Genomic DNA, 16676 nt, shown 5'->3' with positions numbered 1-16676 from the left:
GGGGCGTCTCCTTTCCTGCTGATAAGCCGAAATCGGCTGACGCAAATTTAATCACTTTGCCGACAAGTTAAACCAATCATTTGAGGCTGAGTGACAAAACTGCGTTACTCATACGATCGCGCATTTGGAATTGCCCCCTTGCCCCTTGCTGACCGGGGTGACAAAGTGCCCGCAAAACCGACCGGGCGGTCGGAGAATATTTGTGGAAAGGTGGAGCCATGATCGACAAGCGGAACTTCTATATTAACGGCCAGTGGGTCGCCCCGGCACAGGCCAACGATTTTGAGGTCATCAACCCCTCGACCGAAGACCCCTGCGCGGTGATTTCACTTGGAGGCGCCGACGATACCAACGCCGCAGTCGCTGCCGCCAAAGCCGCCCTGCCCGGCTGGATGGCAACCCCGGTGCAAGAGCGCATTGCGCTGGTTGAAAAGCTGGTCGAGATCTACCTGTCGCGCTCGGAAGATCTGGCGCAAGCCATGTCTCTGGAAATGGGTGCTCCGATTGATATGGCGCGCACGCAGCAGTCTGGCGCCGGTGTCTATCACCTGAAAAATTTCGTCCGTGCAGCCAAGGCGTTTCAGTTCGAACGCCCCTTGGGGGATCACGCCCCCAACGACCGGATTATCTATGAAGCTGTGGGCGTCGCCGCCCTGATCACACCTTGGAACTGGCCGATGAACCAGATCACACTCAAGGTGGGCGCGGCTGCGATTGCGAGCTGCACCATGGTTCTGAAACCGTCCGAGCAAAGCCCGCTGAACGCGATGATCTTTGCCGAGATGATGGACGAGGCCGGGTTCCCGGCAGGCGTGTTCAACCTAGTGAATGGCGATGGTGTGGGCGTGGGATCGCAACTGTCGGCGCATCCAGATGTGGATATGATCAGTTTCACCGGCTCGACCCGCGCGGGCACCGCGATCTCAAAGAACGCCGCAGATACTTTGAAGAAAGTGCATCTTGAACTGGGCGGCAAGGGCGCAAACGTCGTCTTTGCCGATGCCGATGAAAAGGCCGTTAAGCGCGGCGTGCTGCATATGATGAACAACACCGGCCAAAGCTGTAACGCCCCCAGCCGTATGCTGGTGCAACGCCCGATCTACGATCAGGCGGTCGAGACTGCCGCGCAAGTTGCCAACATGGTTTCGGTCGGGAACGCTCAGGAAGAAGGGCGGCACATTGGCCCCGTGGTGAACGAACTGCAATGGACCAAGATTCAGGATCTGATCCAGAAGGGCATCGACGAAGGCGCCCGGCTGGTCTCTGGTGGCACCGGGCGGCCTGAAGGTCTGAACAAGGGCTATTACGTGCGCCCCACCGTTTTTGCCGATGCCAACAACCAGATGACCATCGCGCGCGAGGAAATCTTTGGCCCGGTCTTGACCATGATCCCCTTCGATACCGAGGAAGAAGCCGTCGAGATCGCCAATGACACGCCCTATGGCCTGACCAACTATGTTCAGACACAGGACGGCGACCGCGCGAACCGCATGGCGCGCGCGCTGCGGTCGGGCATGGTCGAAATGAACGGCCAGTCCCGCAGTGCCGGATCGCCTTTCGGGGGCATGAAACAATCCGGCAACGGGCGCGAGGGCGGCGTTTGGGGGCTGGAAGATTTTCTTGAGATCAAAGCTGTCGGCGGGTGGGCCGCCGAGTAAACGCCTGGCACAACGTCTGGCTCGGGCGTCCAGCCCGGGCCGCGCCCGACCCTCCCCCCGGGAGGGCGCTTTGGCGACGACAAAAGCGGCTCATGCTTCGTCCGTACTTTCAAGATAAAGCGCCCATGAAACACGTATTGCAGCGCCCACCCAGGGTCGGACGCGCCCCTAGTGTCTAAGCATCCGCCTGCGCGGCTTCATAGGCCAGCATGGCGCGTTTGACGGGCAGGCCCCAGTGATAGCCGCCCAACCCGCCGGATTTCCGCAAGGCGCGGTGACACGGAATCAGCCAACTGACCGGATTGCGCCCAACCGCAGTACCAACAGCACGCACCGCTTGCGGAGACCCAACCCGCTGCGCGATCTCGGAATATGTCGTTACCTGCCCCGAAGGGATATGCATCAGCGCTTCCCACACTTTGATTTGCAGCGGTGAACCGATCAAGTGCAGCGGAGTTTCCCCACGGTTCGCCCCAAACGATGCCTCGACCCACGGGCGTAGCTTTTCGGTATCCTCGACGTAATCCGCCTTGGGCCAGCGGGACGTCATGTCCTCCATTGCGGCTGCCTCGCCAGTTTCCGCACCGAACGCCATGCCGCAGATGCCCTTGTCGGTGCCCATCACCAGTGCCGGACCAAAGGGGCAATCGAACCAGCCCCAATAAATCGTCAGACCCGCGCCTTTGCGCGCGTATTCGCCGGGACTCATGGATTCCCATTTCAAGAACAGATCATGCAGGCGACCGCTGCCAGACAGACCCACGTTATGCGCGGTTTCCAGCGTGGTGAAACGCTCGCGCAGCAGGGCTTTTGCATGGCCCAGCGTCAGGTACTGCTGATACCGTTTCGGTGACACCCCGGTCCAGCGTGAAAACAGACGCTGGAAATGGGCCGGGCTCATGTCCATCTGATCGGCCAGTTCTTCCAGAGACAGGGATTCGCCGCCCTGATCAATCAGTTCAATCGCGCGCCGCATGACGTTGTAGTGATATCCGCTTTCGGGGGTTTGAACATTCATGACTCTCACCTCGTATGTTGCCCGAACCATATCGCGGTGACAGCGCCCCGGCGACCCGAAACCTGCGCATTGGCTTTAGGCTTGTGTCACCGGCCCTTGGGCGGCATTAAGGCGCGGATGGCAAAACAACTTGATTATCACACGATCCGCGAGATCTTTACGCGCTTTCAGGACGCCGACCCCGAACCCAAGGGCGAGCTTGAGCATGTGAACGTCTATACCCTTGTCGTGGCCGTGGCGCTGTCGGCGCAAGCGACCGATGCGGGTGTCAACAAGGCCACGCGCGAATTGTTCAAGATCGCCGACACCCCGCAAAAGATGCTGGATCTGGGTGAAGAGGGCCTGATCGAACACATCAAGACCATCGGCCTGTTCCGCCAAAAGGCCAAGAACGTCATCAAACTCAGCCGCATTCTGGTCGAAGACTATGGCGGCGAGGTGCCCAATTCCCGTGCCGCCCTGCAATCCCTGCCCGGTGTAGGGCGCAAGACGGCCAATGTGGTTCTGAACATGTGGTGGCGGCAACCGGCACAGGCGGTGGATACGCATATCTTCCGCGTCGGCAACCGCACCGGCATTTGCCCCGGCAAAACCGTGGACGCGGTCGAGCGCGCAATCGAAGATAACATCCCCGCCGATTTCCAGTTGCACGCGCATCACTGGCTGATCCTGCATGGCCGCTATCACTGCAAGGCGCGCAAACCCCTGTGCGGAACCTGTATCATCCGCGATCTCTGCGAATTTGAGGACAAGAACCTATGAAAACCTATCAGCTTACCGGTATCGGCAACGCCGTCGTGGACGTGATCTCTCAGGCCGATGACAGCTTTCTGGAGCTGATGGGCATCGAAAAAGGCATCATGCAACTGATCGAGCAGGAACGCGGCGAGGTGCTGTATGCCTCGATGGAAGGTCGGGTGCAGACGCCGGGCGGTTCGGTCGCCAACACCATCGCAGGGGCCGGGGCGCTGGGGCTGGATGCAGCCTTTATTGGGCGTGTGCATGACGACGCTTTGGGCCGGTTCTATGCGGATGCGATGAACGAAGAGGGCGTCGACTTCGTCAACCCTCCGGTGCCGGGAGGGGAACTGCCGACCTCGCGTTCGATGATCTTTGTCTCGCCCGATGGGGAACGGTCGATGAACACCTATCTGGGGATTTCGTCCGAGCTGTCTTCGACCGACGTGTCCGCGGATGTGTCGGGCAACAGCCAGATCATGTTCCTTGAAGGCTATTTGTTTGACAAGGAAAAGGGCAAGGCCGCATTTCTTGAGGCCGCGCGCACCTGTCACAAGGGCGGCGGCAAGGCCGGGATCGCAATTTCCGACCCGTTCTGCGTGGAACGTCACCGGGTCGATTTCTTGCTGTTGATCGAAAACGAATTGGATTTCGTCATCGGGAACGAAGCCGAGATCAAATCCCTGTTCGAAACCGACGATCTGGAAGACGCACTGGCAAAGACCGCGGACATTTGCCCTCTGGTTGTGTGTACCCGGTCAGGCGATGGTGTGACGGTGTTGTACGAAGGGCAACGGGTTGATGTGCCCGTCGAAAAAGTTGTGCCGGTCGATGCCACCGGCGCGGGCGATCAGTTCGCCGCCGGGTTCTTGTTTGGCATGGCCACGGGCCGCGATTACGAGACCTGCGCCAAAATAGGCAATGTCTGCGCCCGCGAAGTGATCAGCCATATCGGTCCCCGCCCCGAGGCGAACATGCAAGAATTGCTGCGGGCCGAAGGGTTACTATGATCCCGTCTATTAGAAACCAGCTGCCGCGTCGTTCAGAGACCAATCGTATTTGTAGGAGCTGACGCGGCGCACGTCTTGTAGGCGCGTTTTCAGATCCGGATCGGCAACGGTTCGGATATAGGCTAAGACCGCCTGTTCGTTCGGTCCGAAATCTTCGCGGAACCAGATGAAGATTTTGGACAGGATCAGCCCGCCATTGTCGTTGAACCGAACCCCGCGCGGGTCGTTGATATATTCATGTTCGGCGGCGGCGAAATCACGCTCCAGCGTTTCGGCCTGCCAAGCGCGGTTCATCAGGTTGGGGCAGCCGACAGCCGCACAATTCAGCGCGTAGTGGATTCGCGGCTCGGCATAGTTGGGTCGGATGATGCGATGCTCGATATCGTTCAGGGTCAGAGTCTGCCCCGCGACCATCACCAGAGGCCGGTTCCACGGCCCGATTGACAGCGGCCCGTCCTTGATGTCGCGGATCGAGGCGACGGGGTAGTTCTCAAGGATCACATCCACCGTCACCGCGTTATACATGTTGATCCAATAGGCCAATTGCTGATCGCGGGTCAGAGCGGCAGGGTCCACCGCTTGCAACGCCGTCAGATACTCGTCCAGCCGCACCTTGTCGGCCTGCGTTACCTGCCCATAAGCCACTCGGTTCACCCCTTGCGCATCCGGAGCGACATAGCGGTTCAGGAACAGGGTCCAGTCACTGTGATCCACTCGCGCACCGGGCGGTGGCGCAGATTGCGTCAGGGCACCGTCCGGCAATGGGGCCGCAGCGGGCAGGGCCAACCGCTCGACACTGGCGCAGGCGACCAGCAGGGGTAGCAGCAAGATCAGTATTAAACGCATTGAGGCCCCCCCGGCATTGACGATGGACCTTGGGCAACGCAGCAAGGTCTGGCGGATACCCAACAGTTAGAGGCGAACCCCGGACAGGGCTACGCCCCCTCACGTCAACGTGCAGGACGGTGATCGCATCAACCGCAACATCCGCGCGATTGACGTGTCTGGACCGACGTGGGTGCTTCGTTCTGGTTAGCGCCCCGGCCCAGCCAGGTGCGATAGGCCAGATAAAAATCTGTAAACCGAACGGCGAAATCTTCGGATACCGACTTTTGCGGAATCCCTGTCGCCAACACAGCCTGTTGCCATGCCTTCACCTTGGGATAACGCGCCAGCATGTCATGACCGCTATGCGCTTCGACGATCGAAGCGCGGTGCAATAGCGGCAGCCACGCCATATCGACATTGCCCAGCGCCTCGCCACCAAAGAACGGGTCGCTGCCCATTGTCTGTTCGACCCTAGCAAAGGCGGCGTTCAGTTTTGACATACGTTCGGTAAACGTCGCCAAATCGGCGCTTTGCATCGCGCTGCACTGGACAAGATAATGCTTGCTGGCCTGATAGCTCCAGGCGCGGTTCAGGGCGCGTTGCTCGGGCGTCAAATCGGGTTGCAGCGGCGCGGAAATGTCATCGATATATTCCGCGATCGCGTCAGACTCGAAAAGCGGTGTGCCGCCTTCAGTCACCAGAACAGGCACCTGACCTGTTGGCGAGAGGTCAAGGAACCAGTCGGGCTTGTCGCTGAGACTGATGTAATCGATCTGATAAGGTATCTGCTTGGCCTCAAGCAACGCGGTTACGCGCTGCACGAAGGGGCAGATTTTGAAGCTAATGATACGGATCATCTTCATTTCCTTTTGGTGGTTTCATCTGTCAGACGAAGCCCGCGCCAAAAAGACGACGTTCAGATCAACATTTTTTGCAGTTTTCCGATTTTATCCGCACATCCGCGATGTTTCCGCGCGCATCCATTGTGATGTCACAGCAGTTTTCAAACGCTTTTCGCAACTCAGCCCGACCTTTCTGTACGCGGGATTTGAGGGTCGAATACGGTAGACCATGTGCCACAGCGTAATCATTCTGAGACATTCCGTTGATATCTATAGCCATCAGCATATCCGCTGTTTCCGCGGGCAGGCCGCGAATGAACGGCTCAACGCAGCCTTCCAAATCCTGCCGGGTTTCGGGGTCATCGCGGTGATACCACAGGTCATCCGGGTGCGCCTGCGCGCGGCCGGACTTGCGATAGAAATCAATGATGGTGCGATCTGCGGTCTGAAAAAGCCATGGCTGCAACTTGGACGGATCCATCAGCGCAGGCAAACCTGTAAACACTTTGACCGAAATCTCTTGCAACAGGTCGTCCACATCCGCTGCATTCGCAACGCGCGAGTGCAAAAACGCCTTCAGGCGCGCACGGTACTTGGGCCAGATGTCCTCGATGCGCATGACACTTTATGACAGGTGTTCGGCAAAGGCGGCAACAACCTGTTCATAAACGTCACGTTTAAACGGCACGATCTCTTGCACCAAGCGCGAAGGCTCCTGCCATTTCCACCGGGTGAACTCGGGGTGATCGGTGTCGATATTAATCTGATCGTCGCGGCCTGAGTAGCGCAGCAGAAACCATTTCTGCTCTTGCCCACGAAAGCGACCTTTCCAGATTTTCGGGACGATATCATGCGGCAGGTCATAAGGCAGCCAACCTGGCGTTTCGGCCACGACCTCGACCAGATCAGCGGTCACCCCTGTTTCTTCCCAAAGCTCGCGCAGGGCCGCATCGCGGGGGTCTTCGCCCTTGTCCACGCCCCCTTGCGGCATCTGCCAAGCGTTCTTGTGGCGATCATTGCGCTGGCCCACGAAAATCTGGCCATGCGCATTCATCAACATCAGGCCAACACAAGGACGATAGGGCAGTTTCGCGATCTGATCAGGGGTCATGCTTGGTCTCTTTTTCCTGTAACGATCCGTCTGTATCAACTGCCGGTGCGACAGCATAGACCGTGACGCAAGGTTTCGCGTGACAAAGTTGACGCGAACATCAATCTAACGCTGAAAATCCGGGAGGGAGAGTTTGCCATGACTGCGTACCCAAATATGCTGGCCCCGCTTGATCTGGGCTTCACCACACTGAAAAACCGCGTTCTGATGGGCTCGATGCATACAGGGCTTGAGGAAACAGGCGACTGGAACCGCGTGGCCGAGTTCTATGCAGACCGCGCCCGTGGGGGCGTGGCCCTGATGGTGACGGGTGGGATCGGTCCGAACCTTGAAGGCTCGGTTCTGCCGGGCGCGTCGATGATGACCAATGATGACGAGGTTGCAAAACATTCCATCGTCACCCAGCGCGTGCACGAAGCGGGCGGCAAGATTGCCATGCAAATCCTGCACGCAGGCCGCTATGCCTATGGCCCCAAATGTGTGGCGCCCAGCCCGGTTAAATCGCCGATCTCTCCGTTCCCGCCCAGCGAACTGGACGAGGAAGGTATCGAGAAGCAGATCAGCGACATCGTCAACGCGGCTGCTCTGGCCCAGAAAGCGGGCTATGACGGGGTCGAGATCATGGGGTCCGAAGGGTATTTCATCAACCAGTTCCTCGTGACCCACACCAACAAGCGTGAGGATCGCTGGGGTGGCTCTTACGAAAACCGGATGCGCCTGCCGATCGAAATCGTGCGCCGCACGCGCGAAGCCGTGGGAACCGATTTCATCATCATCTACCGCTTGTCGATGATTGACCTTGTGCCCAACGGTTCGACCTATGATGAGGTTGTGGAACTGGCGAAGCGGGTCGAAGAGGCTGGTGCGACGATCATCAACACCGGCATCGGCTGGCACGAGGCGCGAATCCCGACCATCGCCACCAGCGTCCCCCGCGCGGCCTTTGCCTGGGTGACCAAGAAACTGATGGGCGAGGTCAACATTCCGGTGATCACCTCGAACCGGATCAACACCCCCGAAGTCGCCGAAGAGGTTCTGTCCACAGGCTGCGCCGACATGGTGTCGCTGGCGCGTCCGATGCTTGCGGATGCGGAATTCGTGAACAAGGCCATCGCGGGCCAGTCCGCGAAGATCGCGCCTTGTATTGCCTGCAACCAAGCCTGCCTTGACCATACGTTCGGCGGCAAATTGACCTCGTGCCTGGTCAATCCACGCGCATGTCATGAGACTGAACTGGTCATCGAAAACGCTGCAACTACCAAGTCGGTTGCCATCGTGGGCGCAGGTCCGGCCGGTCTGTCCACCGCGATGACCGCTGCCCAGCGCGGCCATGACGTAACCTTGTTCGACCGCGCCGCCGAAGTGGGCGGACAGCTAAACATGGCCAAGCAGGTTCCGGGCAAGGAAGAGTTCTGGGGACTGGTCGACTGGTATCGCACCATGATCGCAGATCTGGGTGTGAAGGTCGAACTGAACCGCGATGTCAGCGCCGATGACCTGACCGGATTTGATGAAGTCGTCATCGCAACCGGCGTCAACCCGCGCGACCCGGAAATCCCCGGGCAAGACCGCGAGAATGTCATCAGCTATATCGACGTTCTGCGCGACAAGGCCGAAGTCGGCAAATCCGTCGCCGTGATCGGTGCCGGCGGCATCGGGTTCGACGTGTCCGAGTTTTTGCTGGAAGACGGCCACAGCATCACCGCGGACCTGCCTGCTTGGATGAAGGAATGGGGCGTAACCGACCCGGCCGAACACCGCTCGGGTTTAGCTCCTGAAGGACCGCAGCCTGCAGCCCCGGCGCGCGAGGTAACATTACTGCAGCGCAAGAAACAGGCGCATGGCAAGGGACTGGGTAAAACCACCGGCTGGATTCACCGTGCGACGCTGAAGATGAAGGACGTGAATTTCGTTGGCGGCGTCAATTATGAGCGCATCGACGACGACGGCCTGCATATCAGCTTTGGCGAAGAGCGCGCGGACCCAACCGTTATCGCGGCAGATACGGTTGTTCTATGTTCCGGTCAGGTTTCAGAACGCAGCCTTGCGGATGCGCTAATCGAACGCGGTATCACTCCGCATGTGATCGGCGGCGCGGATCTGGCCGCAGAACTGGATGCAAAACGCGCGATCAATCAAGGGACGCGTTTGGCGGCTACGTTCTGACGCGACGATAATTTTTTTGCGCCATGGGAAGCCGTCTCGGAAGAGGCGGCTTTTTTGATGCCGCTTGACTCCTTATGTACATATGTACATATACAACAAATGAATCAGAAAATAGTACGTATCCAAACTGGAATTCGAATCGAAAGACGGCTTTTGAAAGTTCTGAAGGGGCTGGCAGAGTCGCTGGACATGACCCTGAGCGATCTAATCGAAGGCATGGCCCTGCACAGTTTTGAAAACAAACCGGCGTTTTCCGAGGAAACGCTGGAGAAGATCAAGCAACTCAAAAGTGTCTATGACCTCGACTGGACGTCCCAAGACAGCCATCGCTTCAAGGAGGACGGTGAATGAGCGCCGATATCACTAACGCATTTGAAGCACACGCCATCGACAACACTACGTTCGGACATGCCGAACACGTGCAAGTCGCATACGATCTGCTGCGCAAGTATGATTTCATCGATGCCGCGGCGATCTACGCGAAAGGAATCCGATCGCTTGCTGCCAAGGCGGGTGACCCTGACAAGTTCAATCTGACGATCACTTACGCGTTCATGAGTCTGATTGCCGAGCGTCTTGCCAATGGGCAATCAGATGACTTTGCAGCGTTCGCACAGGAAAACCCCGACTTAATGACTAAGGTTGTCCTCAACAATTGGTATACAAAAGAACGGCTGAATACGGCGCTGGCGCGCAGAGTCTTCCTACTACCTGTTGCCGCCTAAATAGGTCGACCGAATGCGCACAGCCTACTCGACCGTGATCGTAATCACTTCGGACACAATTGGCGTTGCGTGTGGCACATGACCCGCATCCCCCAAGACCAGTTGCAGCGTATGTTCGCCCGGTGCCAAATCCAGTGTCACTTCGGTTTGCCCACCACCGAAATGGATGTGGTTGTCATCGGCAGGCAGACCATAGGCCAACTCATCGGCGCCGTCCTCGCCCTCACCCAGCGGTGGGCGGTCGATCAGAAGGTGGTGATGGCCGGTGTTCTCTTTCTCTGTTCCGGCTGGGGCGACGCCCATTCCACTTAGGCCGAAAACGATCGTCACGGGTGATTTTACGGTATCTCCATCCGACAAATTCACGAAATAGACCTCGGCATCCGGGTTCGAAGGTGTCTCACCTCCGGCCAAAGCAAGCGTCGCGGAAAGGGTCAGGGCAGCGATGGTAAAAAGAGCTCTCATTGTCTTCTCCATGGTCACAAATTTGCCATGCTCATCTTAACATATTTAGCCAAATTCCCATAAAAGCCTGCGTGTATTGAGTTTGTGGCGAATTAAGAAACCATCGTTTCCGCGTTTCCTATACGCAAACGATCCGAATAAAATCCCTGATATTATCCCATGTCTGCCCAGTTTCCGCCCAGATTGGCCGCAAAAATCGGTCAACGAACCAATACCTGGGGAACGAGAATGGACAGACTGACCGAAATGGAAGCCTTTGCCAACGTGGTGGACCAGGGTGGCTTCACCGACGCGGCCAAGAAAATGGGCATCTCCAAGTCGGCCGTGTCAAAGCACGTATCGAGCCTGGAGGCCCGCCTGGGCGCCCGCCTGTTAAACCGCACGACTCGTCGTGTTTCGCCGACAGAAATCGGCCTGGCCTACTATGACCGGGCGCGTCGCGTCCTGAATGACGCGGGTGAAGCCGACGCCTTGGTGACCTCGATGCAATCCGCGCCATCCGGGTTGCTTAGAATCAGCGTCGCGACAGATTTCGGCGTGAATCACCTGTCACCGGTTTTGTCAGGTTTTCTGGCAGCTTACCCGGATATCACAGTGAATATGGTTCTGAATAACCGGTATGTGGAACTAATTTCAGAAGGCTTTGATGTGGCCGTTCGAATCGGAGAGTTGGAAGACAGCACTCTGCGCGCCCGCAAGCTGACGGAAACCGTGAAACGTATGGTCGCGGCCCCAAGCTATATCGAGAAATACGGACGTCCGCAAAAGATCGACGATCTGAACGAGCACAAGCTGCTGCACTATTCCAGCCAGTCGTCCGGCAATGTATGGAAACTGACCGCGCCTTCGGGCGAAAAACGTCAGGTCCGTACTGCAGGCTGGCTAAGCGTCAACGACGGCCAATCCCTGCTGAACGCGGCGATCTCGGGCCTTGGGATCGCCCATCTGCCCAGCTATCTTTATGCGGACGCGCTGAAATCTGGCCGCGTTCAGGATGCGATGCCGTCACTGCCCGACGAGGTTCAAGGCGTCTACGCGGTTTACCCGCCCGGCCGTTTCACACAGCCCAAAGTAAGGGCATTCATTGATTTTCTGGTCGAGTCCTTCAACGACAAGGGCCCGATGGATTGGTAATTTCTCCCCGGTGAAGACTGTACGACCCGCGCATTTTGTGCGGGTCTTTTTTTATTCGGGCGAAACCGTCAACCCCATGTCGCGTGCAACCGCGCGCAGAGATTTCGTCAGAATATTCCGGCCGGGCAGGTCGTCTTCCCCACGACGCGCCAACAGCGCGATATCGCGATTGGCATTTGGAATAGCCAAGGGGCGCAGCCGAACCTCATCGCGGTAGATACCCTGCCGCCGCGCGTACAAATCAGGCAAGACGGCGACTCCGACCCCCGAAGCCGCCATCAATACAATCGAATCCAGCGTTGTTCCTTCATATTCGTCCGACACGACACCGCCACACTCGGCGGCCAGCGCATATACGATTCGGGACAGACGATGGCTTTGATCCAGCGTCAGGATCAAACGGTCGCGCAGGTCTTCGGCGGTGACGCCATGCAAATCCCGCGCCAACAAGTCGTCAACGGCCACGCCGATCCACAAGGTTTCATTGAACAGACGCTGCTGCATCGTGTTGGGATGATCTTCGGGGGTTGAGATTATTAGGTCAAAGCGTCCGGCCTTTAGCCCCTGTTCCAGATCGCGTGTATTCTCTTCACGCACAACAATCCGCAGACCCGGCCGATCCCGGTGAATCTTTTTGATGGCCTGCGGCAAAAGATATGGGCCAATTGACGGCAATACGCCCAGCCTCAACCGTCCACCGACCGGCGCGTCGCTGGTCATGGCGTGGCGCAGGTCCTGAACCTCGGCCAATATCTTCTGGGCGCGTGAAATGAACGCCTCGCCTTTGGCTGTCGCGTGAACACCGCCCCTATTGCGTTCGAAAATGCGCAGGCCAAGCTCTTGTTCTACTGCTGATATCTGCGCTGACAGGCTGGGTTGGCTGACATTCAGCACGTCTGCTGCAAGCCCGAACCTGCCAAGGCGACTGACGGTGACGATATATTCAAGCTGACGCAGAGTTGGGCGCATTTCATAGCCTCAAACTATGTTAAAATTAGAAAGATAATATTTGGATAATGCATTTCGGCAAGGCACCTAGCCCAAAAACCGGGACAGGAGCCGCAAATGCCAACCGTAATCGACACGCTGTCCAGCAATTTGCTGGTGCCCACGATCCTTTTCTTCGCGCTTGGGCTGCTGGCCGCCTTTGTGCGCAGCGATCTTTCGATCCCCGCAGGTGCGGCCAAGTTCATGTCGCTGTATCTGCTGCTGGCCATCGGGTTCAAAGGCGGCAGCAATCTGTCCGAGCATGGCATCCATTTGGACCTGTTTCTAACGCTACTGGGTGGCGTGGCGCTGTCCTTTGCCATTCCGTTCGTGGCCTTTGGTTTGCTGCGGGTCATGACCCGGCTGGACCCGCTGAACGCGGCTGCGGTCGCCGGGCATTATGGGTCGATTTCGATCGTCACTTTCGTGACTGCCACAAGCCTGCTGGACCTTGTCGGCCTCAGCCATGACGGGTTCATGGTCGCCGTCGCCGCCGCGATGGAGGTGCCCGCCATCCTGTCCGCTCTGTGGCTTGCCCACAGATCAAATGGCAATGGCGTAAAGGAAGCGGGGCTTTGGCGCGATTTGCTGGCAAACGGATCGATTGTCCTACTGACCGGGGCGTTCTTCATCGGGGCCATAACCGGTGGTGAGGGGATGCAGATGATCGCGCCATTCATCGTGACGCCATTTACCGGTATCCTCTGCCTGTTTCTTCTGGACATGGGCCTTTCAGCCGGGCGGAGCTTGCTGAGTAACCGCGATAAACTGTCGGTGGGGCTGTTTGGCTTTGGTGTGCTGATGCCCCTGATCGGAGCAGTGATGGCCTGGGCAGTCGGCGCAGTGATCGGCCTGTCCGAAGGCAGCCTGTTCCTGCTGATGGTGTTATCCGCTTCGGCCTCTTACATCGCGGTGCCCGCAGCAATGAAAATCGCGCTGCCCAAGGCCGAATCCGGGATTTACCTGACCCTGTCACTGGGAGTTTCGTTCCCGTTCAACATCACGGTTGGATTGCCGCTTTATCTGTGGTGGGTGATGTGACGGATCAGTTGACCAGCAAAATCGCCGCGACCCGGCGGTTCAGGTCCCTTCCCTCGGGCGTGGCGTTCGAGGTCAACGGGGCAAGATAACCGATACCGCGCGCCTCAAGCCGGTCTGCCGCGACACCATGTTTTTCGATCAGGCGGACGCGAACCGCCTGAGCCCGCCCTGTGCTGACCGAGATATTTGCCTCGAGCGTGCCGGTGTCATCTGTGTTGCCCACAAGGGCCATCCGCACCGCTGGGTTGTCTTTCAGATATGCAGCGATCAGCGCAAGCGACGCAAAGGGGCCGTCGCCCAACGTGATCTCACCGGTGCGAAAATGCAGATCGTCCAGAATGACATGGCCGTTCTGTTCAAGATCAGCCAGCAGCCCCTGCGACTGTTCTACTGTCTCTTCGATGACAAGCGGCGGAGGGGCCTCGGCATCTGCAGGCGAAACGCGGATCATCTGAACATAACCATCGGGTGGGTTGCGGCTGACCAGCAAACTCAGCGCTTCGTCCCCGCGCGTGGCGGACAAAAAGCGATAGTCCTGAATGGCGACATACATGTCAGGCGTTGGCACAACCTCGGTTCCAAAGCGGAAGTCAAAGCCACCGCAGGTGCGCGCCTCACACTCAAACAACACATCGAACCCTTGTGCCTGAATCTGATCCCGCAAAGGTTCCAGCAACTGCAGCGTTGTGCTGGACCCCGCCTGCAAGCGCCACGTCAAACGCTCAACCCTACCTTCGACCGTTCGGGCGGGCACAGAGCCGTCGGCAAAAACCCCGGTTGGCATGTCATAGCTGTCCAGGGCACTGGTCCTGTCGCTCACCAGACGCGAACCAGAAGACATCGTCAGGTCTTGCGCGGCAGCCGGCCCGACCCACAGGGCCAGTATGAGGGTGAGGATTCGGATCATCGGGCCTGCGCGTGATATTCTTCATTGGGGGCCATCGCCGTGGCGCTGGCAACCCGGTTCGACATGTTGAAAAAGCCGGTCACATTGGCAATGTCCCAGATATCACGATCCGAAAATCCCGCGTCGCGCAGGTGCTGACGATCAGGTTCTTCGATCTCGGTGCTGGCGGTCGTCATCTTTGCCGCAAAATCCAGCATGGCGCGCTGACGCGTATCCAAAGGGGCAACACGGTAGTTCATCACCAACATCTCACCCAGTTGCGGATCGCCCGATAATTGCCGGACCGCCGCACCATGGGCCACAAGACAGTAAAAGCACTTATTGATGGCCGAGACCACGACGGCGATCATCTCACGTTCCAGTTTGGACAAGCCGCTGTCGCCCAGCATCAAATCGTTATACATCCCCGTAAAGCCATTCAGCTTGTCGATGTCGAACGCATACGCCTTTAACACATTTGGCACAAAACCCAGTTTTTCGACGCAGATATCAAAGTACTTTTGGGTTTCGGGCGGCAGCGGATCGGCCATCGGCAGGTTCAGGGCTGTTGGCAGGGTGTGATCAGTCACGTCGGGCTCTCTCCTTGGGTAAGCTGACGGTAATGGTATTCTCCCACGATCTCCATCCCAAGCGCATGATAGAGACCGTTGGCCCCATCATTCGCCTTGGTGCAGATCACGCTAAGCGTTTCAGCGCCTTGCTCCTGCGCCCAGAACGCGGCAGCGCGCATCGCCCACCGGCCCAAGCCGTGACGCCGGTGCGACGGCAAAACCTCTAACGCGTGCACCATGGCAACCGTGTCATGCGCCGCGACAAAAGCAGTTCCCGCTGGCTGGTCCGCTCGCCGCATTAACAGCCCGGTTTTCGGCCCCGGCGCGCGATCCATCACAGCCAGACGGTCGGGGCCAATACCCCCCTTGGCCCAGATTTCGTTCATGATTGCCAACAGGTCCCAGATGGCAAAAGCCGTGACACGTGGGATCGGGATATCCGTCAGATGCTCAACAGGGCAGGAATAGATGTTAACCGGGTCCAAAACGTCATACCCACGGTCCGCAAGCTGTCTGTCCAGCACCTCATCCCCCGGCCAAAGACAGAATATGCGCTTTTGCCCCATGGCCTGCATCGCAGCTTCGGCCTCTTCAATGTCAGCTATTGCCGCCGGGGCAAGCGCACTTGCAGCCGACACGCGAGAGCCCCCGCCCAACCCCCGCCGCAACCGGAACGGGCCGTGCACCTTGTACTCGGCGGCAGGCCAAGTGCCGTCGACCACGTCGCCCCAGTGCAGCGTCAAAGGTCTAGCTCTTTCGCCAATCGAGTAGTGGCTGCGTCAACACGAGCACCGTCGGTCCCGCGGATGACAACATTGGACCCGAATACGCCGTTGACCTGAAATGGATAGCTGCCAATGGAAAGATCAGGGAAGTCTTCGGCCAACACGGACAACGTCGCGGCAATGTCCCCTTCCCCGCGATCCACCCGCAGGGTTTGCGACAATAGCGGGCTGCCACGGGTCAACCCATGCAGAACGCTGGCGACCATTGCCTGAAATACCGAAGGAACCCCGGCCATCACATGCACGTTCTCGATAGTAAAGCCCGGTGCAGTTGAAACCGGATTGTCAATCAGCGCTGCACCGTCAGGGACGCGCGCCATGCGCAGGCGCGCCGCATTCAGCTCCAGCCCGGATTTCTCGTAGTGCGCCTCAAGCAGGGCACGTGCGTCGTCACGAATATCAATCGGCGTGTCGAAAGCGCGGGCCATACAGTCGGCGGTGATGTCGTCATGGGTCGGACCGATCCCACCGCTGGTAAAGACGTGGTCATGGGTTGCAGACAGCGCCTTGACCGCTGCTTCGATTGCGGCGGCCTCGTCGCTGACGACACGCACCTCTTTCAGGTCAATGCCCAGCTTGGTCAGTTCACCGGCAAGGTAGTGCATATTGGCGTCGCGCGTGCGGCCCGACAGGATCTCATCCCCGATCACCAGCATTGCGGCGGTTGGATTGGCCATGGCACGTGCCCCCCTCTTGATCGACCCTATGGG

General features: G+C 58.3%; 19 protein-coding genes. 8 read left to right on the top strand and 11 right to left on the bottom strand.

The genetic code is table 11. The annotated features are described in order from the left end of the window. Positions 1 to 218: 218 nt before the first annotated feature. A complete protein-coding gene (locus tag ACT2B1_RS02715) occupies positions 219 to 1658 on the top strand; it encodes an aldehyde dehydrogenase family protein (protein WP_481668518.1) in 1440 nt (479 codons plus the stop codon). A 175-nt stretch (positions 1659 to 1833) separates the two neighbouring features. Here the strand turns inward: ACT2B1_RS02715 and ACT2B1_RS02710 are convergent, their stop codons facing one another. Continuing rightward, a complete protein-coding gene (locus tag ACT2B1_RS02710) occupies positions 1834 to 2676 on the bottom strand; it encodes a methylated-DNA--[protein]-cysteine S-methyltransferase (protein WP_171240351.1) in 843 nt (280 codons plus the stop codon). A 117-nt stretch (positions 2677 to 2793) separates the two neighbouring features. On the opposite strand from ACT2B1_RS02710, the gene nth reads away from it, so the two are divergent. Together nth and ACT2B1_RS02700 are read left to right on the top strand one after the other, a co-directional pair. Next, the gene (gene nth / locus ACT2B1_RS02705; protein ID WP_171240350.1) at positions 2794 to 3438 is read left to right on the top strand and encodes an endonuclease III; all 645 of its coding nucleotides are present in this window, start codon (positions 2794 to 2796) and stop codon (positions 3436 to 3438) included. Next, a complete protein-coding gene (locus ACT2B1_RS02700; protein ID WP_171122949.1) occupies positions 3435 to 4424 on the top strand; it encodes an adenosine kinase in 990 nt (329 codons plus the stop codon). Before nth ends, ACT2B1_RS02700 begins: the two co-directional genes overlap by 4 nt. A 9-nt stretch (positions 4425 to 4433) precedes the next feature. Here ACT2B1_RS02700 and ACT2B1_RS02695 read toward each other — a convergent pair whose 3' ends face one another. The 4 genes from ACT2B1_RS02695 to ACT2B1_RS02680 form a co-directional block, all read right to left on the bottom strand. Continuing rightward, on the bottom strand, positions 4434 to 5270 hold the full coding sequence (locus tag ACT2B1_RS02695) for a DUF547 domain-containing protein (protein ID WP_171240349.1): 837 nt from the start codon (positions 5268 to 5270) through the stop codon (positions 4434 to 4436). Positions 5271 to 5398: 128 nt separating this feature from the next. Continuing rightward, a complete protein-coding gene (locus tag ACT2B1_RS02690) occupies positions 5399 to 6109 on the bottom strand; it encodes a glutathione S-transferase family protein (protein ID WP_481668517.1) in 711 nt (236 codons plus the stop codon). 64 nt (positions 6110 to 6173) lie between these two features. Further along, positions 6174 to 6713 (bottom strand): RNA polymerase sigma factor SigZ, encoded by a 540-nt coding sequence (gene sigZ / locus ACT2B1_RS02685; RefSeq protein WP_171240347.1) that lies wholly within the window; start codon positions 6711 to 6713, stop codon positions 6174 to 6176. A 6-nt stretch (positions 6714 to 6719) separates the two neighbouring features. Then, on the bottom strand, positions 6720 to 7205 hold the full coding sequence (locus ACT2B1_RS02680; protein ID WP_171122956.1) for an RNA pyrophosphohydrolase: 486 nt from the start codon (positions 7203 to 7205) through the stop codon (positions 6720 to 6722). Positions 7206 to 7343: 138 nt separating this feature from the next. Here ACT2B1_RS02680 and ACT2B1_RS02675 point away from each other — a divergent pair, with 138 nt between their 5' ends. The 3 genes from ACT2B1_RS02675 to ACT2B1_RS02665 all read left to right on the top strand — a co-directional run bounded on the left by ACT2B1_RS02675 (position 7344) and on the right by ACT2B1_RS02665 (position 10096). Beyond that, positions 7344 to 9371, top strand: a complete 2028-nt coding sequence (locus ACT2B1_RS02675) for an NADPH-dependent 2,4-dienoyl-CoA reductase (RefSeq protein WP_171240346.1) — start codon at positions 7344 to 7346, stop codon at positions 9369 to 9371. Between the two features lie 153 nt (positions 9372 to 9524). Next, positions 9525 to 9722: a hypothetical protein gene (locus ACT2B1_RS02670; protein WP_254428736.1), complete on the top strand. Its 198-nt coding sequence runs from the start codon at positions 9525 to 9527 to the stop codon at positions 9720 to 9722. Continuing rightward, the gene (locus tag ACT2B1_RS02665) at positions 9719 to 10096 is read left to right on the top strand and encodes a hypothetical protein (RefSeq protein WP_481668516.1); all 378 of its coding nucleotides are present in this window, start codon (positions 9719 to 9721) and stop codon (positions 10094 to 10096) included. Before ACT2B1_RS02670 ends, ACT2B1_RS02665 begins: the two co-directional genes overlap by 4 nt. A 24-nt stretch (positions 10097 to 10120) precedes the next feature. Here ACT2B1_RS02665 and ACT2B1_RS02660 read toward each other — a convergent pair whose 3' ends face one another. After that, a complete protein-coding gene (locus ACT2B1_RS02660; RefSeq protein WP_254428737.1) occupies positions 10121 to 10561 on the bottom strand; it encodes a DUF4399 domain-containing protein in 441 nt (146 codons plus the stop codon). A 228-nt stretch (positions 10562 to 10789) separates the two neighbouring features. Between ACT2B1_RS02660 and ACT2B1_RS02655 the strand changes: the two genes are divergently transcribed. Further along, positions 10790 to 11695, top strand: coding sequence for a LysR family transcriptional regulator (locus ACT2B1_RS02655; protein ID WP_171122965.1), 906 nt, complete (start codon positions 10790 to 10792; stop codon positions 11693 to 11695). A 51-nt stretch (positions 11696 to 11746) separates the two neighbouring features. On the opposite strand, the gene ACT2B1_RS02650 is transcribed toward ACT2B1_RS02655, so the two are convergent. Continuing rightward, the gene (locus tag ACT2B1_RS02650; RefSeq protein ID WP_171122967.1) at positions 11747 to 12664 is read right to left on the bottom strand and encodes a hydrogen peroxide-inducible genes activator; all 918 of its coding nucleotides are present in this window, start codon (positions 12662 to 12664) and stop codon (positions 11747 to 11749) included. A 96-nt stretch (positions 12665 to 12760) separates the two neighbouring features. Here ACT2B1_RS02650 and ACT2B1_RS02645 point away from each other — a divergent pair, with 96 nt between their 5' ends. Then, entirely contained in the window at positions 12761 to 13723 is a 963-nt protein-coding gene (locus ACT2B1_RS02645) for a sodium-dependent bicarbonate transport family permease (protein ID WP_171240343.1), read from the top strand. 4 nt (positions 13724 to 13727) lie between these two features. Here ACT2B1_RS02645 and ACT2B1_RS02640 read toward each other — a convergent pair whose 3' ends face one another. From ACT2B1_RS02640 to ACT2B1_RS02625, 4 genes are read right to left on the bottom strand one after another with little or no spacing between them, the layout of a single operon-like run. Further along, a complete protein-coding gene (locus ACT2B1_RS02640; RefSeq protein ID WP_481668515.1) occupies positions 13728 to 14630 on the bottom strand; it encodes an OmpA family protein in 903 nt (300 codons plus the stop codon). Next, a complete protein-coding gene (locus ACT2B1_RS02635; protein WP_171240341.1) occupies positions 14627 to 15199 on the bottom strand; it encodes a peroxidase-related enzyme in 573 nt (190 codons plus the stop codon). The genes ACT2B1_RS02640 and ACT2B1_RS02635 overlap by 4 nt, the downstream gene beginning before the upstream one ends. Next, a complete protein-coding gene (locus tag ACT2B1_RS02630; RefSeq protein ID WP_171240340.1) occupies positions 15196 to 15924 on the bottom strand; it encodes a GNAT family N-acetyltransferase in 729 nt (242 codons plus the stop codon). The genes ACT2B1_RS02635 and ACT2B1_RS02630 overlap by 4 nt, the downstream gene beginning before the upstream one ends. After that, positions 15921 to 16643 (bottom strand): competence/damage-inducible protein A, encoded by a 723-nt coding sequence (locus tag ACT2B1_RS02625; RefSeq protein ID WP_171240339.1) that lies wholly within the window; start codon positions 16641 to 16643, stop codon positions 15921 to 15923. The genes ACT2B1_RS02630 and ACT2B1_RS02625 overlap by 4 nt, the downstream gene beginning before the upstream one ends. Positions 16644 to 16676 lie beyond the last annotated feature (33 nt).

The sequence above is a fragment of the Ruegeria sp. S263 genome (assembly GCF_056780525.1).
This window is presented reverse-complemented; position numbering and strand designations above follow the sequence as displayed.